This is a genomic window from Sphingobium sp. RSMS (assembly GCF_005406185.4).
GTDB lineage: Bacteria > Pseudomonadota > Alphaproteobacteria > Sphingomonadales > Sphingomonadaceae > Sphingobium > Sphingobium fuliginis.
Genome location: NZ_CM191257.1, coordinates 1,932,129 through 1,951,890 on the forward strand (window position 1 = coordinate 1,932,129; position 19,762 = coordinate 1,951,890).

Consider the following 19,762-nt stretch of genomic DNA (forward strand, 5'->3'; position numbering starts at 1 on the left):
GCACGGGAATGGGCGGCAGAAAATAACATAGGTGGAAACGCGCCATGTCATCGCTCGATATCCCGCAGGTTGCGATGAAGGATAGCATCACTGCCCAGAAACTGGCGGCGCACTGGCCGCTCGGCCGGCGCGACCGGGATGTGATCAACGGCCTGGCCGGTCGGGCGCTTCAACCGCTGCGCACCGGCACGGACCTGTTCACCCAGGGGGACCGGCTGACCTCCATCTTCTTCCTGCTGGAGGGATGGGCGGCCCGGTACAAGATGCTGGAGGACGGCCGCCGCCAGATCGTCAGCCTGCTGCTGCCGGGCGATTTGTGCGATCCCTTCTGCTTCCTGCTGCATCGCGCCGACCATGGCGTCACCGCGCTCACGCCGGTCAGGGTCGCCGAAGTCGGACGCAGCCAGTTCGAGGAGATCGCGCTGGCCCATCCCGAAATCACCAAGGCGATGTGGATCAACGCCCTGATCACCGCGTCCATCCAGCGGGAGTGGTGCGTCAATCTGGGCCGCCGCACCGCGCTGGAACGGTTCAGCCATCTCTTCTGCGAACTCTATCACCGGCTGCTGAAAGTGGGCTTGGTCAGCGGCAACGGCTTCCACTTTCCCGTCACGCAGCTCGAACTGGCGGACGCAACGGGATTGACGATGGTGCACACCAACAGAATATTGCAGGAAATGCGTCGCCAAAGGCTGATAGAATTGCACCGGCGCCATCTTGTCGTGCCGGATCTCGCAGCGCTGGAGCGCGTCTGCGCCTTCGACCCTTCCTATCTGCATCCGGCGGCGCAAGAGGCATCGTGACGACACCATCCCCGACCGACGGCTGGCGCGACTTCCTCGCCCTCTTCGATGCCTCTCCCCTGCCCCAGATCCAGGTCGGGCCCAACGACAATATATTGCGCGCCAATGCGGCATTGACGGAATTGCTGGGCATTCGGCCGGACCGGCTGATCGGCGGGCGGCTGGTCGTGCCGGCATCGGGCGAGTCGGCGGCACGGCTGAGCTGGGACGACGGCAAATGCGAGGCGCGGCTGTTCGCCGCCGTGCTGGTGACGACGCCCGACTATCGCGTCTGCGTCTTGCAGTTCGGCAATGTCGACGCCCTGGAGGCGGCGGCGCGGCAATATCTGCTGCGCGACGTGCAGCATCGGCTGCGCAACCTGATCGCCTCCGTCCGCTCCATCTTCCGGCGGACTGCCGCGACCAGCGATTCCGTCGACCATCTCACCAGCCATTTCCTGGGGCGGCTGGACGCCATCGCCCGGATCGAATCCAATCTGGCCCTGGCGGAACGCCATGGACTTGAACTGCACGACCTGATCATGGACGAGCTGGCGGCGTTCGCCGTCCGTGCGGGGGAACAGGCCTTTCTGGAGGGGCCGGATGTCCGGCTGCGCACCTCCGCCGCGACGACATTGGCCCTCGCCTTTCATGAACTGGGCAATAATTCCATCAAATATGGCGCGCTCGGGTCGGACGGCGGCCGTGTCTGGGTCCGATGGTGGAGCGATCGCGAACCGGCCGGTCCGGTGCTGCGCATCCTTTGGGAGGAAAAGGGCGGCGACAGCCCGACAGCCGCCCGCCGGTCCGGCTTCGGCACGGAGATGCTGACCAAGACGATCCCGTTCGAACTGGACGGTTCGGGCACCATCGACTGGACGCCCGGCGCGTTCAAGGTGCACATCAGCCTGCCCATGACCAAGAGGCTGCTGCACCCCAGCGACTAGAGCCAATCGACATTCAGCCCTGACGGCCTGCAAATGACGTTTTCCGTGCTTCCGGTGCTCACCTACTTTGAGTAGGCTGCGCTCCGGGTCACGGAAAACCATCATTTTCGGCTCGTCATCTTCTGAATGTCGATTGGCTCTAGCCGGCGGAAGGGCGAAGAAGCGCGCCGGCCATGATCCAGGTTATGGGCCGGCCAGGAACGGGGGAACGTCCGCCGCCGTTCTATGTGCTGGGAGGCATGGCCATATGCTTCCCCTCAAGACCATGAAACCAGAGGAACCGCCGACATGCACGAACCGGAACGTCCCAGCGATCGGCGTCTCGGGCTGGCGGCGATCTGGGCGGTGGGAATCGTCCTGCTGGTGATCGCCGTCGTCTTCATCGGGCGCAACTTCTGGCATCATGACGTGCTGAAGGAAGACCAGCAGACGGGCGAGAACAGGGCCGACGACCATGAGGGCCTGACGCCGAACGAAAAGCGCTGAAGCGGCGCCATGCGGCGCGTGGATGCTCCAGAGCCAATCGACATTCAGAAGATGACGAGCCGAGCCGAAGGCCACCGAAGGTAAAATGTCGGTTTTCCGTGACCCGGAGCGCAGCCTACTCAAAGTAGGTGAGCACCGGAAGCACGGAAAAGCGTCATTTGCAGGCCGTCAGGGCTGAATGTCGATTGGCTCTAGCCCTGTTCTTCCTCCAACTCGACATGCCGGTCCATCCGGCCGAGCCAGGCCTGGGGGCGGAAATCGGACAGTTCTGTCAGGCGGCGCCAGTTGGGGATGGTGATCCGCCGCCGGTCGCGTTCGATCACCCCCGCCTTTTCCAGCGCCTTCAGCGTCCGGTTGACATGCACGGTGGTCATGCCGGTGGCGTCGGCCAGCTCCACCTGGGACAGGGGCAGGATCAGCCGGCACCCGTCCGATCCCCCTTCCGGATAGCTGCGCATCACCAGCTCGCAAAGCAGATAGGCTATCCTTCCCCTGGCGTCCCGCCGGCCCATATTGCTGATCCAGGCGCGGAAGACCGATGTTTCGGCCGTCATCTCCGCCCACAGCGCATCGGCGATGTTCGCCCGCTCGCGCATCAGCGCCAGCACGTCCTCCAGCGGGATGGCGGCGACGCGCAGATCGGTCAGCGCCTGGACGAAATCCTCCGATGGAAAGAGCTGCACCGGCGGCAGCGTCAATATGTCGCCCCGGCCATGTATTCCCACGATATGGCGGCCGCCATTGGACGATATGCGGTGGCGATGGGCAAAGCCCGACAGCAGGATCAGGCAGGATTGCGGCCGGTCGCCCTCCCGGATGATATAGTCCCCCGGTTCGCAATGACGCAGGCTGTGCGGCAGGGATAGCAGAGCGGCGCCGTCTTCCTTCGAGAGAGCCGTGCGCCCGCCAAGGCGCGCCAGCAGCGGCAACAGGATCGATGATGGCATTTTCATGAGCGGGATGGGATGCCGTCTTCATCTCCGCCGCGGCCGCGATGCTCGCCGCTGGCCGTCCGGCTGTCCATGGCGGAATGCCGGCCTGCCGCATGCAGGACCGGGCCGTCGCGACGCGGCGCTCTCCCCCCGGCGGGAAGAACGACGGAGCAGTGCGGCATGGGACTCATTATAAGGGTGGAGGAATTCATCCCGGATCGTGTCATGACTCGTCGTCTTGGTGGCGCTGCTCATTCTCCTTCGGTCGACCGGCCGGCGCCGGCGTTCGAACGAAGAAGGATTCACCTTGCTCCAGCCGCCCGCCGACGCTCGCTAACATATGCTAATGCAGGTGTAATTTTTGCCGTTGGGCCTCATTTTCCGGGGCTGGACGGTTGCAGAAGTTGCGCGACATCAAGAAGTTCGCGCCCGCCCGATCAGGCCGCCATGTCCTGGCCGGTGAGGGCGGCCACTTCGCGCAGGGCCTGAAGCTCCGGTATGCGCAGCCATTTGGATTGCAGTTCGACCAGACCGCGCGCCCGCATGGATTGCAGCGTGCGATTCACATGGACCGGGGTCAGCCCGGTCATGTCCGCGATCTCCATCTGCGTCAGCGGCATGGCGCATTGCTGGCCATAGGCGAGACCCGCCTGCCGCATGCGTTCGAACAATTCCAGCAGCAGATGCGCCACCCGTTCGAGCGCCGTCTTGCGGCCCAGGGTGACAAGCCAGTTGGCCTGCCGCTCGATCATGCCGGACAGCGCCTGCCAGAAGCCGTTATGCCCGTCGAAACCGGCGTGCGAGGGTATGCGACAGGGCAGCCGGAGCGCCCTGACGTTGGTGATCGCCACCACGGGCTGGGACGCCACCCCGCCCAGCGCCCATTGCGGATCGCAATAATCGCCCGGCAGATAGAGCGCCGTAATCTGGCGGCGGCCATCCGACAGCAGCCGGTATCGGCACGCCCACCCTTCCTGAACATAAAGCATGGCGTCGGGTTTTTCATTTTCCCGGGCCAGAAACTGATGCATTCGGAAATGAACCTGGTTTTCGCCTTCGGCAACCTGGCTTAACATGGACTACTCCTTGTTAAGCCCCCCTGGACCAATATCGATTGAACCTGCCCCCACCATAGCGTTTCTGGTTCATGCTGGATTCACCTATGTTTCCTCGCAGCAAATAATTGGGATGGAGCGAGAAAAAGAGCCGATGAACGCGGCACGCCCTCCGGCGGCCTCCGGAAAATTGCCGTTCGTCTAGGGTGTGTGGGGATTCAGTTCAGGGTGGAGCGAAAATGGTGGCTTTCGAGAACCAGCGCGCAGCGTACTCAAAGTACGTGAGCACTGGAAGCGCAGAAAGCCGCCATTTGCAGCCCGCCATGGGCTGAATCCCCACACAGCCTAATGCAGGTTATCGCGCGGGCGTGGGGCCGTGGAACCTCCTAACCCCGAAAACCGCTGGCTTTGCAGGAGGAACGACCATGTCCAAAATGCTCTTGCTGATGCCGCTGATCGCCGTGGCGATGCCCGCCGCCGCGGCGGAATCCCCCACCGCCTATCTGGGGAAAGCGGGCGCGGGCGACCTGTACGAACAGACATCCAGCAAGATCGTGCTGGAAACGACCAGGGATGCCAGGGTCAAGAGCTTCGCCACCATGATGGTGGGGGATCACGGCAAGAGCACCGCCATGCTGAAAAGCGCGGCTGCGGCATCGGGCGTCAAGGCGCCGCCGCCCAGTCTGACGCCCGATCAGCAGGCGAAGGTCAGGGCGCTGAAGCAGGCGAAGGGCGCTGCCCGCGACACCCTCTACTGGCAGCAGCAGAAGGCGGCTCACAGCCAGGCGCTGCAACTGCATCAGGATTATGCCGCCCATGGTTCTGACCGGTCGCTCAAGGACGCGGCGGCGAAGATCGTGCCTGTGGTGAAACATCATCTCGACCTTCTGAACGCAGGCCGATGACGGACGTCCATAGCCTCGCCGCCCCTGCCGCTCCGGCGGACCTGAAGCATGTCTCGCTGGATCGGGAAAGCGATGCGCGCTACTGGCAGCAGCGTTTCAGCACATCGCGTGCCCGGCTGGAGCAGGCGGTCGAGCAGGTCGGCCATAATGTCAGCGCCATAGCGGAGTTCCTCCACCACAGCGGCTGACGGCGGGCGTGACGGCCAGACCCTTGTTGCACCCGGATAAAAGATCGACCAGGGCCGCGCCTTTCCGGGAACCAGCCCGTCGGCGCGCCTGTTCTCTCCTCAACGAAAGGAGAGTTTTCGATGCACAAGGAAGAGGAAGACGGCCGCATCGTCACCCATGTCTCACGGCAGGAGGCGCGAAGCGGCGCTTCCACCCATGTCACCCGCTATGTTCTGGGCATCAGCCTCTTACTGGTCGTGATCGCCTTCGCCATCCTTCTGGCGGGCGGCTTCTTCAGCACTGCCGAAACGGGCGCCGACGGATCGCACATGGCCAGCCCGGCCGAAGCGAACGGAGGCTGAGTCCCGGCATGATGGGCCAGACCGACCTTGCGGCACAGACGGTGTTGATCGTCGAGGACGACTATTATCTCGCCTTCGATACGGCGGAAGCGCTGCGAGGCGCGGGAGCCGGGATCATGGGGCCTTTCCCGACCGAGGAGAAGGCGATGGCTGCGATCCGCCAGGAACGCCCCACCGCCGCCGTGCTGGACATCAACCTGGGAAACGGTCCCTCCTTCGACCTTGCGCGGTTGCTGAAGGAACGGGGCGTGCCGTTCCTGTTCCTGACCGGCTATGACGAGGAAATCATACCGCCCGATCTCGGCGATACATTGCGGCTGCAAAAGCCGGTCGCCCCCAGGGAGATCGTCGCCTCGCTCGCCAGGCGCCGCCAGGGCAGCGCCTGACGCCCGGACTCATTCGGCCGCGATGCCCGCGCCCCCCACGAAGGAGGCGCCGCTCAACGCAGGACTGCATGCAAAGCCCGGCATGCGATCGTAAAGCTCCTTCTCGAAAAAGGCGCAGGTGATCGCCAGCCCCTCGCTCAAGGGAACGTGCGGTTCCCAGCCGAGCAACTGGCGCGCCCTGCGGATGTCCGGCCTGCGCCGGCGCGGATCGTCGACCGGCAGCGGCTGGAACACGACCTGGGACTGCGTGCCGGTGGCGGCCACGACCTGATCCAGCAGTTGCAGGATGGTATATTCCTCAGGATTCCCCAGGTTGACCGGCGCCATGTCGGACAAGGGCGCCTCCATCAACCGGATCAGCCCGTCCACCATGTCCGACACGAAGCAGAAGCTGCGCGTCTGCGATCCGTCGCCATAGATGGTGATGGCATCGCCCGACAAAGCCTGGCAGACGAGGTTGGAGATCACCCGGCCATCGTCGGGATGCATGTTCGGGCCATAGGTGTTGAAGATCCGCGCCACCCGCACATCGGCGCGGCCCAGCCGGGCGAAGTCGAAGGCCATGGCCTCCGCCGCGCGCTTCCCCTCGTCATAGCAGGCGCGGGGGCCGGTGCAGTTCACCCAGCCACGATAGTCCTCGCGCTGGGGATGCGCCTCCGGATCGCCATAGACCTCGCTGGTGGAGGTGAGCAGGAAGCGCGCGCCGACCTGCTCCGCCAGCCGCAGCAGGCGATCGGTTCCGACCACGCTGGTCAGCATCGTATGTTCGGGATCGGCCTGATATTGCGGCGGCGAAGCCGCGCAGGCGAGATTGTAGATGCGGCTGATGTCGCGCCGGCGCGTGACCGCATCGGGCAGGGGATCGACGATGTCGCCGCGCACGAAGGTGAAGGCGCGATGCCCCTCCAGCATCCGCAGGTTGACCTCCCGCGAGGTCTGGAGGTTGTCGAGGCAGATCACCTCATGCCCCCGGTCCAGCAGCGCCCGGCACAGATGCGACCCGATGAAGCCGGCTCCTCCGGCCACCAGGGCTGTTTCACGCTTTCCGTTCATCGACCCTCCGTCCTTTTCTGTCCTGTCGTTCTTCATTCGGCCGCCGCCATGTCCCGCGTGCGCATCCGGGCGGCCTCTTGCAGCCAGTTTTCCAGCTCGGCGGCGCGGCTGCCCGATATATGCCGGTCCAGGATGCGGCGGCGGGCGGCCTCGCCCACATCGGCGCGATCCTCATGGAGGGCGACGATCACCTGCTCCGGATTCCAGGCGAAGATGATTTCGCGATTGGGCTCCAGCAGCTCATTGAGCCCCGGCCAGACATCGGAGATGATAGGCGTGCCGCAGGCCGCCGCCTCGAACAGCCGGACGGAGGGGGACCAGCCCGCCTCGATCATGTCGGCGCGCGTGACGTTCAGCGTGTAGCGCGAGGCGGAATAGAAAGCGGCGTGGTCGCGCGGGGCGAGATGCTCGATCCGCTCGACATTGGCGGGCCAGTCCATGTCGTCCGGATATTGCGGCCCGGCGACGACGAAACGCCTGTCAGGCAGCAGCCGCGCCGGTTCGATCAGCAACTTCTCCAAGGTGGGCTGGCGATCCGGGCTGTAGGTGCCGAGATAGGAGAGATCCCATTTCTTCGGCACGTCCATCGGCCGATAGGCCGACGCATCCACCGAGCAATAGAGCGCCCGCGCCATGGGGGAACGATAATGCCGCTCCAGCAGGTCGAGCGTCGGGCCGCCGGTGAAGGAGCAATAGCAGTCATAGCCCGCGATCAGTTCCGCCGACAGATAGTCGCACCGCCCTTCGCGCAGCGCCGCCAGCGTGACGGGCGTATCGATGTCGTAGAAGGCGGTGACCCCGCGCGCCGTGCGCTGCACATAATGGCCGACCGCGATGCCGTCGGGCACATAGGAGCCGACCATGACCGCGTCCGCCGTCTCGATCTCCTGCCGCCAATCTTCCAGCGCTTCCACGCTGTCGTAGAATTCCAGCCGGCAGAAAGCGGGATCGATGAGGTCGCGCTGGCTGGCATACCAGGGCACGTCCCGCTCCAGGAAGAGTATCTCATGCCCGCGCCCGGCGAAGGCGGAGAGCAGGGCGCGGAAGGTCGTGGCATGACCATTGCCCCAGGATGAAGACAGGCTGAGTCCGAGGACGACGAGTTTCATGCTCCCTCCATCTGATGGTGCCTGGCGGCGCGCCGCCCCGACCGGTCGCGCAGGATTTCGTCGACCTGGCGCCCGCGTAGTTCATAGCTGTGTTCGGCCCGGACACGGGCAAGCGCCGCCTGTCCGATCGCCCGCGCCCGATCCGGCGTCAGCGCCGCCAGATGATCCGCCACATCCTGCCCGTCGCGGGCGACCAGCACCTCCTCGTCCGGGGTCAGGAACATCTCTATCCCCTCCCACGCATCGGTGATCAGGCAGGCCCCTGCCCCCGCTGCCTCGAACACGCGGGTCGCGGGGGAAAAGCCGATATGCGCCATGCTGTCGCGGGCGACGTTCAGCACGGCCAGCGGGCTGCAATTGAAGGCGTTGTGCTCGGCGGTGTAGACATGACCGCGATGGCGGACATTGCCGGGCATCGCCTTGCTGTCCCAGCCATTGCCGCCGATCAGGAACTGGCGGCCGGGCGACAGGGCCGCGGGTTTCAGGAAGAATTCCTCCACCCGCGCCTCCCGGTCGGGCAGGCGGTTGCCAAGGAAGGCGAGATCGGCGGTGAAGCGCGGATCGGGCGGCACGGGATGGTGGCTCTGCGGATCGAGCGCATTGTAGACGGGAACGCACTCCACCGCGCCGAAGCCGCGATAGGCGTTCACCACCGGATCGCCGCCGCCATAGGTCAGCACCATGTCGAGTCCGGGCAAGGCGCGGCGCACGGCATGGTCCGGATCGGCGCGCATCTCGTCCAGCGTCGCGGCGGCGTCCACATCCCAGAAGATGCGCAGCGCATGGGGCCCGGCGCGGCGCATGACCCCGTCCAGCAGCTCGTCGTCGAACACGCCCACGCCGCTGGCCTTTACGACGACGTCGGCATCGGCGGCCTCGTCCATCACGCCCTTCAGCGCGTCCGGCGTGGCGGGATAGACCACCACCCGCGCCCAGTCGGGCGGGTCGATGTCACGGTGCTGCTGCCGGTCGAAGGCATCCGGTTCATAGAATGCGATGTGATGGCCATGCCGGGCAAGCTGCTCCAATATCCCGCGATAATAGGTGGCCGCGCCGTTCCAGTAGGAGGAGAGCAGGCTGGAGCCGTAAAAGGCGATCTTCATGCAACGCTCCTGATCGGCTGCGCGTCGAGCGACGCCGTGATGTCCATCAGCTGCTGCGCGCGATGGGCGCAGCTATGGCGGCTGCGGATCGTCTCCAATCCGTTGCGGACGAGGCTGGCGCGAAGGTCCGCATCCTCGCTGATGGCGCGCATATGGCCCTTCATTTCGTCGCCGGTCCGGGCGAAGAGGAAATCCTCGCCGGGCCGGAACAACCCTTCGCTGTCGTCCCAAGGGGCGGACAGCAACGGAATGCCGCAGGCCAGCGCCTCGAACACCCGGATCGTCGGAATGCCGGGCAGAAGCTGCGTATAATAGCGGCGCGGCACATGGACGGTGGCAAGGTGGCGGGCGAAGATAGCCGGCGCGGCGGCATTGGGCGCCCAGCCATGATAGGCGACGCCATAGCGTTCCAGCGTCGCCAGCGCCTCCTGCGGATAGCGCACGCCATAGATGTCGAGCGGAAGCTTCGCCTGCCGCGCGGGGCGGAAGAGGTAATCCTCCAGTTCGGCGGTACGCTCCCCATCGCCCCAGTTGCCGATCCAGACGAGGCCGCTCTTCTCACCGGGCAGGGGGCGGAAATGCCTTATGTCGGCGGCTTCATGCCAGGTCCAGACGCGCTCGCCCCAGCCCCAGCTTCGATAGACCTCCGACAGGGCCTCGCCGAACGCCAGCACGCCGTCATAGCCCGACAGGTCGAACGCCCGGATCGCGTCGGGATCGGACACGGCGCGATGATGGGTGTCATGGAACAGCAGCGTGAAATCGCTCCGCCCCGCCCGGATCAGGCCGAGCGCCCCGACCAGCGAAGGCTCGTTCCATTCATGGACGATGACGAGGTCCGCGCCGTCGACCAGCGCGACCAGATCGTCCTTCATGCCATAGCCTTGGGCACGGAGTTCGGGATAGGCCTGACGATAGGCGGCGAGCCCCTCCTCCCCATGGTCGGACAGGAGGTTGGCGAGGCTCCAATTGCCCTCCGGCTCCAGCGCCAGCACGTCATGGCCCATGGCGGCGAGTTCGCGCAGCACGCCGCGCAGGAAATGAGCATTGCCATGGTTCCAGCAGGACAGCAGCGAATGGGTGAAATAGAGGATCTTCATGCGGCGACCTTCCGCTGGACGGCGCGATAATGGGCGGCCATGTGCGCGGCCGTGGCGGCGGGGGTATAGGCGCCCGCCCGTGCTTGGGCGCGCTGGCCCATTTCCCCGCGAGCGGCGCCGTCGCCCAGCAATTCCTCTATCGCCCAGGCGAAGCCCCGCGCGTCGCGAGGATCGACGAAGATGGCGGCGCCATCCCATAGCTCCCGGAAAGTCGGAATGTCGGACAACACCAGCGCGCAACCCGCCAGCGCCGCCTCCAGCACCGCAAGGCCGAAGGGTTCGTAAAGCGCCGCCGAGGCGAAGACCGGTCGGCTGGCCAGATGCCGGGCCAGCGCCATGCTGTCGAGCGGGCCGAGCGGCAGCAGCGAACGCAGACCGATCGCCCCTCCCTGCGGCCCCTCAAGCGGCCCCGCGGCCCTGAACGGCACGGCGATGCGGGCGGCCGCCTCGTCCAGCACCCGGACATTCTTGCCCTCGTCCCAGAGACGGCCGGCGGTGAACACATGGTCCTGCATCGCCTGCGGCTTCACCGGAAAGAACCGGCCATTATGGACCGCCATGGGGAGCACGCCATAATGGCGGCGCGCCGCCTGCGCAAAGGCCATGCTGGGCGCGACGATGCGGCTCGCCTGCCGAAGGCCGGCCGCGACCAGCGCGGTGCGCCAGTTGAAATCCTCCGGCATGGGACCGCCGCGCACCGCTTCCCACCAGGTCGCGACGCAACTGTGCAGCAGCGCGATCACCGGGCAGGGATAACGGCCGGCACTGGCCAGCGCCGGCGTATGCAGTTGCACCGCGTCGGCGCGAAGGTCGCCCGCCATTTCCGCCAGCCGCGCCTCGGCCTGCACGATGGGCGCCGCTTCCGCCGCCAGCCATTCGAGTTCGAGGCCGGTTTCCACCAGATGGCAATTGGCTATGGCCGCCGCCTCCGCCCGCTGCGCCTCGCTCAGCGCAGGGCCCATGACGGCCAGCGTCACCTCATAGCCATGGGGCTGGAGCGCGCGGATCAGGTCTGTCGAATATTGCCAGACGCCGCCCACCGCGTCGGCGGACAGCAGCAGATGCCCGCCGCCCCTCACAGCGCGCTCGCGGTCATCAGCCTGGGCCCGGCGCGCTCCGCCCGTTCCTCCGCCAGCCAGCGGGCCAGGTCGGCGACGCCCTGCCGCCAGGGCTTGCGCGCCTTCAGGTTCAGCGCCGTGCGCGCCGAGGCGGTGTCCGCGACGAAATAGCGCTGGTCGCCCGCCCGCCAGGGCGCGAAGTCGGGTACGATGGACTTGCCCAGATGGACGCCGATGAAGGCCAGGATCTGCCGCAGGCTGACGGCATTGTCCGGCCCGCCGCCCAGGTTGAAGGCGCGGCCGCCCACCCGTCCGATCTGCCGCCAGACCGCCAGATAGGCGTCCACCGCATCCTGCACGTCCAATATGTCGCGCACCTGATGGCCGTCGCCATAAAGGGTGATCGGCTGTCCTTCCAGGGCGCTGATCAGGAAATGCGCGACCCAGCCCTGATCCTCCGTCCCCATCTGCCGCTGGCCGTAGATGCAGCTCATGCGCAGCACTGCGGCGGGCAGATCGAAGCTGCGGGCATAGTCCAGCACATATTGGTCCGCCGCCCCCTTGGAGCAGCCATAGGGCGTATGGAAATCGAGCGGGCGGCTTTCGTCTATGCCGTTGGCGCGCAGATGCTCCGAGGCCGGCTGATAGGCGCCGTCGATCAACGGGAAGTCCAGGTCCTCCAGCCCGCCATAGACCTTGTTGGTGGAGGCGAAGATCACCGGGGGCGGCGTGGCGCAGCGGCGCGCAGCCTCCAGCACGTTGAGCGTGCCGAGCGCGTTCACCTCGAAATCGGCGCGCGGATCGGTGAAGCTGGTGGTGACGGCGACCTGCGCGGCCATGTGGAAGACCGCCTTCGCGCCGGCGACCGCCCGGTCCACCGCCGCATCGTCCCGCACATCGGCGATGACCGGCGTGATCGCGGCGCCATGGCGCTGCTCCAGCCAGGCAAGGTTGCGCTCGACGCCGGGCCGGGCCAGCGAGTCATAGACGACGACCTGCTCGCCCTCCCCCGCCAGCCGGTCGGCGATGTTGCAGCCGATGAAGCCGGCGCCGCCCGTGACCAGCACGGGCCTTCCGTCGGCGCGCTTCACGCGACCAGCCCCCGCGCTTCCAGCTCCGCCCGCGCCTGATTGACGCGGTCGTCGGCGGTCTGCCGCGCCACCCATTCGGCCAGCACGGCAAGGCCCTGCTGGAAGTCCTGCCGGGCCCTGAAGCCCAGCACCTCTTCCGCCTTGCCGGTGTCGCAGAAGCAATGGCGGATGTCGCCGGTGCGCGCTTTGCCGACGATTTCCGGTTCCCCGTCGTTCCGGCCCATCGCCAGTGCAAGCGATTGCGCCACCTCCGTGACGGAGCGGTCCTGCCCGGAGCCGATGTTGAAGGTGCCGCCCGCCGCCTGCGGCAGTTCCAGCGCATCGGCAAAGGCGCGCGCCACGTCGCCGACATGGACGAAGTCGCGCCGCTGCCCACCATCCTCGAAGATCATCGGCTTCTGCCCGTTCAGCAGGCGCGACGCGAAGATCGCCAGCACGCCGGTATAGGGATTGGACAGCGCCTGCCCCGGCCCATAGACGTTGAACAGGCGCAGGCAGACGCCCTCCATGCCATAGGGCGCGGTCATGATGTGGGTCGTGCGTTCCTGCACATATTTGTTGAGCGCGTAGATAGAGGCGAGATTGGGCTGCTTCCATTCCGGCGTGGCGATGGGGGTGAGCGGGCGGCCCTGCCGGTCGACTGGGTCCCAAACCTTCTGATTGTCGCGGATCGACCCGCGCTCCGCGTCCTGGACGATCCGGCCGTCCTCGTCGCGGTACAGCCCCTCGCCATAGATGCTCATCGAGGAGGCCGTCACCACACGCCGCACCGGACGGTCGATCAGCCGTTCGAAGAGGACGGCGGTGCCGACGTCGTTGACGGAGGTATAGCGCTCCACTTCATACATGGACTGGCCCACGCCGACTTCCGCGGCGAGGTGGATGACGGCGTCGACGCCTTGCAAGGCGCGATCCACCGCATGGCCGTTGCGCACATCGGCGCGGATCAGCTCAACCTCCGGATCGAGATCGGCCGGCCGCTCGATGTCTCCATGAACCTGCTCGATCATGCTGTCCAGCACGCGAACGGCATGGCCGCGCTCCAGCAACTCCCGGCAAACCGTCCGGCCAATAAAACCGGCGCCACCCGTGACAAGAATCTTTTCCACGGCCGCTCCCCTTCATTGATGATGATTTGCCAAGGATTGGCCGCGAGGATGTGATATTCCCCGCAACCGTGGCAACGGGATCATGAACATCTTCTTCTACCGTCAGGTTCCGGAAATATTTCAGAAAACCGTTGAATCTCTACTCAATATAAACTCATGAAAATAACTCATGTTATACGGCAAAAACACAGGTTATTCATGATATTTCCATTTACCTGTTTGAGAATTACGTCTATGGAACTTTCCTTCTCTTAATCCTGTTAAGCAGCATCTATGTTGATGCTGTCCTCCTCTCGCGAACCGCCCCGCACCTGCTTTCACCTGATCCGTCATGGGATGCATGGCGAATATGGCCGCCTGCTGAGCGGGCGGGCGGGCGCGTCGCCCCTCACTGCGCGGGGCCGCATGCAGGCAGCCGGGGTCGCGGCATGGCGCGGCCTGCACGACATAGACGCCGTCCACGCCAGCCCGCGCCGGCGCACGGTGGAAACCGCCTCCATCATTGCCCGGTCCCTGGAGCTGGAGGTCGCCATCGTCCCCGATCTGGACGAGGTCGATTTCGGTTCCTGGAACGGACAGTCCTTTCCGGAACTGGAGGAAGATCCGCGCTGGCGCGATTGGAACCGCAACCGCTCCACCAGCGCGACGCCGGGCGGAGAGACGATGGGCGGCGCAGTCGCCCGAACCGTCCGGCATCTGGAAACAGTCGCGCGGGAAAAGGCGGGCGCGACCATCCTCTGCGTCACCCATTGCGACATCATCCGCGGGACGATCGCGCATTATCTCGGCCTCAGCCTCGACAATCTGCTGAGGTTCGAAGTCGATCCCGGTTCGATCAGCACGATCCTGCTGGGACCAGGCGGCGGTAGCGTGACCCGATTGAACGAGGTACCCGCATGAAGACAGTGAATCTCGCCGCAGACCGCAAGACCGACGCATTGCGCCGCCAGATCGAAGAATTGGGCCCATGGTTCCACAATCTTCGCATCGGCGGCGTGGAAACCGCGCCGGATCATTTCCTGGGCGATTATCCGGCTTTCAAATTCGCGCGCTTTGCGGATGCCGTTCCCGAAGACCTTTCCGGAAAATCCGTACTCGACATCGGCTGCAACGCCGGTTTCTATTCGCTCGAGATGAAACGCCGGGGCGCAGCCGAAGTCCTGGGCATCGATTCCGACGACCGGTATCTGGCCCAGGCCCGTTTCGCCGCCGAAGCGCTGGGCCATGACGGCATCGAGTTCCGCAACCTGTCCGTCTATGACGTCGGAAAGCTCGGTCGCCGCTTCGACCTCGTGATCTTCATGGGCGTGCTCTACCATCTGCGGCACCCCCTGCTCGCGCTCGACCTGATCCGCGAGCATGTGGCGGGCGACATGATGCTGTTCCAGACGATGCAGCAGGGTTCGTCCGACGTGCTGCTGGTGCCGGAGGATCATCCCTTCCACGTCCCCGGCACCAGCCGCCCGCCCGGCTTCTTCGACAATCCGGCCTATCCCCGCCTGCACTTCATCGAACGGAAATTCGCGCATGACTGGACCAACTGGTGGGCCCCGAACAAGGCCGGCGCACAGGCGCTGCTGCGCGCCGCCGGCTTCACCATAGAGGCCGAGCCGGAGGAGGAAGTCTATCTCTGCCGCGCCGCCCCGATCCCCTTCGGGGAGCTGATGGGCAGGCCGGCCGTCTATCCAGCCCAAGGGCCAGAGGAGGGAACCGACGCATGATCGAAGCCGCGATGATCTGGAACGAACCCAATAACAAGTCGCATTGGGACCCGGAGGTCGACCCCGACTGGTCGCTCTATGCCGACATGGTTATCCGCGCGGGCGCCGCCATCGCCGACGCCAATCCCGCCGTGACCCGCGTGCTGGGCGGCATGTCGCCCATCGATCCGCATTGGGTGAACCGGATGCGCGACCATGGCGCGCTGGACGCGGTGGATGTCGTGGCGGTGCACGGCTTCCCGCTCGACTGGAACCTCTGGCCGCTCAATGACTGGCCCGCCCGGATCGCGGAGATCGAGGCGGTGGTGCCCGACAAGCCGGTCTGGGTGACGGAAGTCGGCGTCGGCTCCTTCGGCGCGGAGGAAGTGCAGGTCTTCGGCCTCAACCGCACCGCCGAACTGCTGATCGGGCGGGTGCCGCGCATCTATTGGTACAGCCTCTACGACCTGCCGCAGGAATGGGGCGCGACCACGCGCCATCGGGAAGCGGAAGGATCGAGCTATTACCGCCATTTCTACATGGGGCTGATCCGCGCCGACGGCACGCCCAAGCCCGCACTGGACGACTATGCCAGGGTCGCTGGCGAGATGGGGCTGATGCAATGGTTTCATTTCGAGGACCCGCGCCTGAACGATGCCGTCGACTGGATGAAGCGGCTGGGCGTCAGGCAGTTGCGCACCGGCCTGAGCTGGGCCGACAGCTTCCGCCCCAATGCGGTCGACTGGTTCGACCGGCAGATGGAGGCGCTCAGCGATTTCGACGTCACCGTCACCTTCTGCTTCACGCCCGAACATCTGGGCATCGCCCCCCATCACAGCAGCGCGGTCCACGATCCGCAGGCCTTCGCGGATTTCTGCGCCTGGATGATCGACCGCTACGCGCCGGCATCGGCCGCCCTGCCGGTCGCCCGCACCGCCTGACGGAGACGCATCATGCAACCTATCAACATCGGCATCGTCGGCGTCGGCAATTGCGCCAGTTCGCTGGTGCAGGGCCTGTCCCACTATCGCGCCGAGAGCAACGACCATAGCGGCCTGATGCATTGGGAACTAGGCGGCTATCGCCCCTGCGACATCCGACTGGCGGCGGCCTGGGACATCGACCGGCGGAAGGTCGGCCGCGACATTGCCGAAGCGATCTTCGCCCGGCCCAATTGCACCCAGACCTTCTGCGGCGACGTCCGCCCAAGCGGGGTGAAGGTGGAGATGGGCCGCCTGCTCGACGGCTGCGCCGATCATATGGCGGACCATCCCGACGAGCGCACCTTCCTGCCTGCCGACGCCGCGGAACCCGACCGCGCGCAGGTGATCGAACGGCTGCGCGAGGCGAAGGTGGACGTGCTGCTCAACTATCTGCCCGTGGGATCGCAGCAGGCGACGGAATTCTACGCGCAATGCGCGCTGGAGGCGGGCGTTGCCTTCGTCAACAACATTCCGGTCTTCATCGCCAGCGACCCCGCATGGGCGGACCGGTTCGAGCGGGCAGGCGTGCCGATCATCGGGGACGACATCAAGGCGCAACTGGGCGCGACCATCGTCCATCGGGTTCTCACCGACCTGTTCGCCAAGCGGGGCGTGAAGCTGGACCGCACCTACCAGCTCAACACCGGCGGCAATACCGATTTCCTCAATATGTCGAACCGTTCGCGGCTGAAGTCGAAGAAGATTTCGAAGACCGAAGCCGTGCAGTCGGTCGCGGAAACCCGGCTGGAGGATGAGAATATCCATATCGGCCCGTCCGATTATGTCGCCTGGCAGAATGACAACAAGGTCTGTTTCCTGCGCATGGAAGGCCAACTCTTCGGCGGCGTGCCGATGAACCTGGAACTGCGCCTGTCGGTGGAGGACAGCCCCAATTCGGCGGGCGTCGCCATCGACATGATCCGTTGCGCCAAGATCGCGCTGGATCGCGGTCTGGGCGGCCCCATCCATCCGGCGGCCGCCTATTTCTGCAAGCATCCGCCGATGCAGATGACGGATGACCGGGCGCATGAAGCGCTGGAGGCCTTTATCCGTGGGGAGGGCGCGATCGCGCTGGCGGCGGAATGAGCGCATTGCTGATGGCGGAGCGCGAACCGGCCGAAAAGGCGGCGACCATGCGCGCGGCGGTTGTCACCGGCCCCGGCGCGGTGCGGATCGACCGGGTTCCGATGCCGCGGCCCGGCCCCGGTCAGGTCCGCATCAGGCTGGAGGGATGCGGCGTCTGCGCCTCCAACCTCACCCCCTGGGCGGGACCGGAATGGCAAAGCTTCCCGCTGGAGCCGGGCGCGCTCGGCCATGAGGGCTGGGGCATTGTCGATGCCATCGGGAAGGACGTGACCTCCGTAACGGTGGGGGACCGCGTGGCGGCGCTTTCCTATGCCAGCTATGCCGACCATGACCTCGCGGACGAAAGCGCCATCGTGCGGCTGCCGTCCGAACTGGACGGGCTGCCCTTCCCCGGCGAGCCCCTGGGGTGCGCGTTCAACATCTTCCGCCGCGCCGACATCCATCCCGGCCAGACCATCGCGATCATCGGCATCGGCTTTCTGGGGGCGCTGCTCACCCGGCTCGCGACGGAGGCGGGAGCCCGCGTCGTCGCCATTTCGCGGCGCCCCTCCTCGCTCGCCCTCGCCCGCGATCATGGCGCGGCGGAGACGATCGCAATGGACGATCATCAGGCGATCATCGACCGGGTCGGCGCGCTCACCCAAGGACGCTTCTGCGAACGGACGATAGAGGCGGTGGGCAAGCAATGGCCGCTCGACCTGGCGGGCGAACTCACCGCCGAGCGCGGCAAGCTGATCGTCGCGGGCTATCATCAGGACGGGCCGCGCCAGGTGAACATGTGGCTGTGGAACTGGCGCGGCATCGACGTCGTCAACGCCCATGAGCGCGATCCCGCGGCCTATGCAGAGGGAATGAGGGAAGCGGTGGCGGCGGTCGCTTCCGGCCGCATCGATCCCGCGCCGCTCATCACCCACCGCTATCCGCTCGACCGGCTGGGCGAGGCGCTGGACGCCACGCGCGACAAGCCGGACGGTTTCGTAAAGGCGATCATCGTCCCATGAATGCCGCTATCGCCCCTGCACCGACCCTCCTCACCCGCCCGCACATCGGCTTTCTGGGCGTGGGCTGGATCGGCCGCAACCGGATGGAGGCCATGCTGGCGACCGGCGGGATCGAGGCGGTCGCCATTGCCGACGCCCTGCCCGGCAACGGCGCGGAGGCCGCGCTGCTCGCTCCCGACGCGGTGCGGCTGGACTCGCTCGACGCGCTGCTGGAACAGCCGCTCGACGGCATGGTCATCGCCACTCCCAGCGCACTCCACGCAGAACAGTCGATCCGCGCGCTGGAGCGGGGCGTCCCGGTCTTCTGCCAGAAGCCGCTGGGCCGCACCGGGGCGGAGGTCCGGGCCGTGATCGACGCCGCCCGCGCGGCCGACCGGCTGCTGGGCGTCGACCTGTCCTATCGCGGCACCGCAGGAATGCGCGCCCTGCGGGAGCATGTCCGCGCCGGCCAACTGGGCCATGTCCATGCCGTCGACCTCATCTTCCACAATGCCTATGGCCCGGACAAGCCATGGTTCCACGATCCCGCACTGTCGGGCGGCGGCTGCATGATGGACCTTGGCGTGCATCTGATCGACCTGGCGCTCTGGGTGCTCGACTTCCCCGAGGTGGAGCGGATAGATGCCGCCCTCTTCGCGAAAGGACGCCCGCTGGAGGATCGCGGCCGGCAGGTCGAGGATCTGGGCATGGCGACGCTGCATCTGGCGGACGGGCGCATGGTCCGGATCGCCTGCTCCTGGAACCTCCACGCCGGGCAGGATGCGGTGATCGCCGCCGATTTCTACGGCGACAGGGCGGGAGCCGCATTCCGCAACATCGGCGGCTCCTTCTACGACTTCCGGGCAGAGCTGTTCCGCGGCACGGCGCGGGAGACGCTGTCGGAGCCCGGCGATCCATGGGGCGGCCGAATGGCGGCGGAATGGGCCGAAAAGCTGGCGCGCTCCCCTCGCTTCGATCCGGGATGCGAAGAACTGGCGCATGTGGCCGACATCATGGACGGCATCTACGCCGCGGCGACAGGATAAGGAAAGGACTTCATCATGAGCACATCGGACACGACCACCGACCATGACACCATCCGCAAATGGGTGGAGGATCGCGGCGGCCGCCCTGCAGTCGTCAAGGCGACCGAAGACAATGGCAAGGGCGGCGGCCTGCTGCGCATCGACTTTCGCGAAAAGGATGAGGCGCTGGACGAAATCGAGTGGGATGAATTCTTCCGCATCTTCGATGAGAACAATCTCGCCTTCCTCTATCAGGACAAGACGAAGGACGGGAAGGAAAGCCGGTTCAGCAAATTCGTGGAACGCGACAAGGGGTAAGCCCGCAGCAGGCGCCCCCTGACC

At 65.9% G+C, this 19,762-nt stretch carries 23 protein-coding genes; 14 read left to right on the forward strand and 9 right to left on the reverse strand.

The features are described 5' to 3' along the window. Nucleotides 1-44 precede the first annotated feature (44 nt). From EGM87_RS09135 to EGM87_RS09145, 3 genes are all read left to right on the forward strand, one after another. Nucleotides 45-803 carry a Crp/Fnr family transcriptional regulator gene (locus EGM87_RS09135; protein ID WP_044662654.1) on the forward strand — a complete coding sequence of 253 codons (759 nt, stop codon included), beginning with the start codon at nt 45-47 and terminating at the stop codon, nt 801-803. Beyond that, nucleotides 800-1,729 (forward strand): HWE histidine kinase domain-containing protein, encoded by a 930-nt coding sequence (locus EGM87_RS09140; protein WP_044662655.1) that lies wholly within the window; start codon nt 800-802, stop codon nt 1,727-1,729. Before EGM87_RS09135 ends, EGM87_RS09140 begins: the two co-directional genes overlap by 4 nt. 288 nt (nt 1,730-2,017) lie before the next feature. Beyond that, nucleotides 2,018-2,215: a hypothetical protein gene (locus tag EGM87_RS09145; RefSeq protein ID WP_044662656.1), complete on the forward strand. Its 198-nt coding sequence runs from the start codon at nt 2,018-2,020 to the stop codon at nt 2,213-2,215. Nucleotides 2,216-2,406: 191 nt separating this feature from the next. Here EGM87_RS09145 and EGM87_RS09150 read toward each other — a convergent pair whose 3' ends face one another. Together EGM87_RS09150 and EGM87_RS09155 are read right to left on the reverse strand one after the other, a co-directional pair. Then, nucleotides 2,407-3,168 carry a Crp/Fnr family transcriptional regulator gene (locus EGM87_RS09150; RefSeq protein ID WP_052628237.1) on the reverse strand — a complete coding sequence of 254 codons (762 nt, stop codon included), beginning with the start codon at nt 3,166-3,168 and terminating at the stop codon, nt 2,407-2,409. A gap of 416 nt (nt 3,169-3,584) precedes the next feature. Next, nucleotides 3,585-4,223 carry a Crp/Fnr family transcriptional regulator gene (locus tag EGM87_RS09155; RefSeq protein ID WP_025547767.1) on the reverse strand — a complete coding sequence of 213 codons (639 nt, stop codon included), beginning with the start codon at nt 4,221-4,223 and terminating at the stop codon, nt 3,585-3,587. A 404-nt stretch (nt 4,224-4,627) separates the two neighbouring features. Between EGM87_RS09155 and EGM87_RS09160 the strand changes: the two genes are divergently transcribed. The 4 genes from EGM87_RS09160 to EGM87_RS09175 all read left to right on the forward strand — a co-directional run bounded on the left by EGM87_RS09160 (nt 4,628) and on the right by EGM87_RS09175 (nt 6,023). Further along, nucleotides 4,628-5,107, forward strand: a complete 480-nt coding sequence (locus tag EGM87_RS09160) for a DUF4142 domain-containing protein (protein WP_229742417.1) — start codon at nt 4,628-4,630, stop codon at nt 5,105-5,107. Continuing rightward, nucleotides 5,104-5,295, forward strand: coding sequence for a DUF3606 domain-containing protein (locus tag EGM87_RS09165; protein ID WP_044662657.1), 192 nt, complete (start codon nt 5,104-5,106; stop codon nt 5,293-5,295). Before EGM87_RS09160 ends, EGM87_RS09165 begins: the two co-directional genes overlap by 4 nt. Nucleotides 5,296-5,415: 120 nt before the next feature. Then, nucleotides 5,416-5,637, forward strand: coding sequence for a hypothetical protein (locus EGM87_RS09170; protein ID WP_025551728.1), 222 nt, complete (start codon nt 5,416-5,418; stop codon nt 5,635-5,637). A gap of 8 nt (nt 5,638-5,645) precedes the next feature. Beyond that, nucleotides 5,646-6,023: a response regulator gene (locus EGM87_RS09175; RefSeq protein ID WP_226869863.1), complete on the forward strand. Its 378-nt coding sequence runs from the start codon at nt 5,646-5,648 to the stop codon at nt 6,021-6,023. Nucleotides 6,024-6,032: 9 nt separating this feature from the next. On the opposite strand, the gene EGM87_RS09180 is transcribed toward EGM87_RS09175, so the two are convergent. Genes EGM87_RS09180 through EGM87_RS09210 form a run of 7 tightly spaced genes read right to left on the reverse strand, consistent with a single transcriptional unit; the run spans nt 6,033 to nt 13,646 of the window. After that, nucleotides 6,033-7,076, reverse strand: a complete 1,044-nt coding sequence (locus EGM87_RS09180; RefSeq protein WP_226869859.1) for an NAD-dependent epimerase/dehydratase family protein — start codon at nt 7,074-7,076, stop codon at nt 6,033-6,035. A 32-nt stretch (nt 7,077-7,108) separates the two neighbouring features. Continuing rightward, complete coding sequence (locus tag EGM87_RS09185) at nt 7,109-8,185, reverse strand: CgeB family protein (protein ID WP_044662659.1); 1,077 nt, start codon at nt 8,183-8,185, stop codon at nt 7,109-7,111. Further along, entirely contained in the window at nt 8,182-9,288 is a 1,107-nt protein-coding gene (locus tag EGM87_RS09190; RefSeq protein ID WP_044662660.1) for a CgeB family protein, read from the reverse strand. Before EGM87_RS09190 ends, EGM87_RS09185 begins: the two co-directional genes overlap by 4 nt. Continuing rightward, nucleotides 9,285-10,388: a CgeB family protein gene (locus tag EGM87_RS09195; protein ID WP_044662661.1), complete on the reverse strand. Its 1,104-nt coding sequence runs from the start codon at nt 10,386-10,388 to the stop codon at nt 9,285-9,287. Before EGM87_RS09195 ends, EGM87_RS09190 begins: the two co-directional genes overlap by 4 nt. Further along, nucleotides 10,385-11,467: a glycosyltransferase family 4 protein gene (locus EGM87_RS09200; protein ID WP_044662662.1), complete on the reverse strand. Its 1,083-nt coding sequence runs from the start codon at nt 11,465-11,467 to the stop codon at nt 10,385-10,387. Before EGM87_RS09200 ends, EGM87_RS09195 begins: the two co-directional genes overlap by 4 nt. Next, nucleotides 11,464-12,537, reverse strand: coding sequence for an SDR family NAD(P)-dependent oxidoreductase (locus EGM87_RS09205; protein ID WP_044662663.1), 1,074 nt, complete (start codon nt 12,535-12,537; stop codon nt 11,464-11,466). The genes EGM87_RS09200 and EGM87_RS09205 overlap by 4 nt, the downstream gene beginning before the upstream one ends. Next, nucleotides 12,534-13,646 (reverse strand): NAD-dependent epimerase/dehydratase family protein, encoded by a 1,113-nt coding sequence (locus EGM87_RS09210; protein ID WP_025551718.1) that lies wholly within the window; start codon nt 13,644-13,646, stop codon nt 12,534-12,536. The genes EGM87_RS09205 and EGM87_RS09210 overlap by 4 nt, the downstream gene beginning before the upstream one ends. 273 nt (nt 13,647-13,919) lie before the next feature. On the opposite strand from EGM87_RS09210, the gene EGM87_RS09215 reads away from it, so the two are divergent. Genes EGM87_RS09215 through EGM87_RS09245 form a run of 7 tightly spaced genes read left to right on the forward strand, consistent with a single transcriptional unit; the run spans nt 13,920 to nt 19,738 of the window. Continuing rightward, nucleotides 13,920-14,546: a histidine phosphatase family protein gene (locus tag EGM87_RS09215; protein WP_044662664.1), complete on the forward strand. Its 627-nt coding sequence runs from the start codon at nt 13,920-13,922 to the stop codon at nt 14,544-14,546. Further along, nucleotides 14,543-15,367 carry a TIGR04290 family methyltransferase gene (locus EGM87_RS09220; protein ID WP_044662665.1) on the forward strand — a complete coding sequence of 275 codons (825 nt, stop codon included), beginning with the start codon at nt 14,543-14,545 and terminating at the stop codon, nt 15,365-15,367. The genes EGM87_RS09215 and EGM87_RS09220 overlap by 4 nt, the downstream gene beginning before the upstream one ends. Further along, complete coding sequence (locus EGM87_RS09225; RefSeq protein WP_044662666.1) at nt 15,364-16,287, forward strand: glycoside hydrolase 5 family protein; 924 nt, start codon at nt 15,364-15,366, stop codon at nt 16,285-16,287. The genes EGM87_RS09220 and EGM87_RS09225 overlap by 4 nt, the downstream gene beginning before the upstream one ends. A 12-nt stretch (nt 16,288-16,299) precedes the next feature. Next, a complete protein-coding gene (locus EGM87_RS09230; protein ID WP_044662667.1) occupies nt 16,300-17,415 on the forward strand; it encodes an inositol-3-phosphate synthase in 1,116 nt (371 codons plus the stop codon). Continuing rightward, nucleotides 17,412-18,416, forward strand: coding sequence for an MDR/zinc-dependent alcohol dehydrogenase-like family protein (locus EGM87_RS09235; protein WP_083199121.1), 1,005 nt, complete (start codon nt 17,412-17,414; stop codon nt 18,414-18,416). Before EGM87_RS09230 ends, EGM87_RS09235 begins: the two co-directional genes overlap by 4 nt. Further along, nucleotides 18,413-19,441 (forward strand): Gfo/Idh/MocA family protein, encoded by a 1,029-nt coding sequence (locus tag EGM87_RS09240; protein ID WP_044662668.1) that lies wholly within the window; start codon nt 18,413-18,415, stop codon nt 19,439-19,441. Before EGM87_RS09235 ends, EGM87_RS09240 begins: the two co-directional genes overlap by 4 nt. Before the next feature lie 15 nt (nt 19,442-19,456). Then, complete coding sequence (locus EGM87_RS09245; RefSeq protein WP_025550104.1) at nt 19,457-19,738, forward strand: hypothetical protein; 282 nt, start codon at nt 19,457-19,459, stop codon at nt 19,736-19,738. Nucleotides 19,739-19,762 lie beyond the last annotated feature (24 nt).

Excerpts from the sequence above, each read along its gene's own strand:
- EGM87_RS09135 (WP_044662654.1), top strand. The coding sequence starts at position 45 with ATGTCATCGCTCGATATCCCGCAGGTTGCGATGAAGGATAGCATCACT.
- EGM87_RS09145 (WP_044662656.1), top strand. The coding sequence starts at position 2,018 with ATGCACGAACCGGAACGTCCCAGCGATCGGCGTCTCGGGCTGGCGGCG.
- EGM87_RS09150 (WP_052628237.1), bottom strand. The coding sequence starts at position 3,168 with ATGAAAATGCCATCATCGATCCTGTTGCCGCTGCTGGCGCGCCTTGGC.
- EGM87_RS09155 (WP_025547767.1), bottom strand. The coding sequence starts at position 4,223 with ATGTTAAGCCAGGTTGCCGAAGGCGAAAACCAGGTTCATTTCCGAATG.
- EGM87_RS09160 (WP_229742417.1), top strand. The coding sequence starts at position 4,628 with ATGTCCAAAATGCTCTTGCTGATGCCGCTGATCGCCGTGGCGATGCCC.
- EGM87_RS09165 (WP_044662657.1), top strand. The coding sequence starts at position 5,104 with ATGACGGACGTCCATAGCCTCGCCGCCCCTGCCGCTCCGGCGGACCTG.
- EGM87_RS09170 (WP_025551728.1), top strand. The coding sequence starts at position 5,416 with ATGCACAAGGAAGAGGAAGACGGCCGCATCGTCACCCATGTCTCACGG.
- EGM87_RS09175 (WP_226869863.1), top strand. The coding sequence starts at position 5,646 with ATGATGGGCCAGACCGACCTTGCGGCACAGACGGTGTTGATCGTCGAG.
- EGM87_RS09180 (WP_226869859.1), bottom strand. The coding sequence starts at position 7,076 with ATGAACGGAAAGCGTGAAACAGCCCTGGTGGCCGGAGGAGCCGGCTTC.
- EGM87_RS09185 (WP_044662659.1), bottom strand. The coding sequence starts at position 8,185 with ATGAAACTCGTCGTCCTCGGACTCAGCCTGTCTTCATCCTGGGGCAAT.
- EGM87_RS09190 (WP_044662660.1), bottom strand. The coding sequence starts at position 9,288 with ATGAAGATCGCCTTTTACGGCTCCAGCCTGCTCTCCTCCTACTGGAAC.
- EGM87_RS09195 (WP_044662661.1), bottom strand. The coding sequence starts at position 10,388 with ATGAAGATCCTCTATTTCACCCATTCGCTGCTGTCCTGCTGGAACCAT.
- EGM87_RS09215 (WP_044662664.1), top strand. The coding sequence starts at position 13,920 with ATGTTGATGCTGTCCTCCTCTCGCGAACCGCCCCGCACCTGCTTTCAC.
- EGM87_RS09220 (WP_044662665.1), top strand. The coding sequence starts at position 14,543 with ATGAAGACAGTGAATCTCGCCGCAGACCGCAAGACCGACGCATTGCGC.
- EGM87_RS09225 (WP_044662666.1), top strand. The coding sequence starts at position 15,364 with ATGATCGAAGCCGCGATGATCTGGAACGAACCCAATAACAAGTCGCAT.
- EGM87_RS09230 (WP_044662667.1), top strand. The coding sequence starts at position 16,300 with ATGCAACCTATCAACATCGGCATCGTCGGCGTCGGCAATTGCGCCAGT.
- EGM87_RS09235 (WP_083199121.1), top strand. The coding sequence starts at position 17,412 with ATGAGCGCATTGCTGATGGCGGAGCGCGAACCGGCCGAAAAGGCGGCG.
- EGM87_RS09240 (WP_044662668.1), top strand. The coding sequence starts at position 18,413 with ATGAATGCCGCTATCGCCCCTGCACCGACCCTCCTCACCCGCCCGCAC.
- EGM87_RS09245 (WP_025550104.1), top strand. The coding sequence starts at position 19,457 with ATGAGCACATCGGACACGACCACCGACCATGACACCATCCGCAAATGG.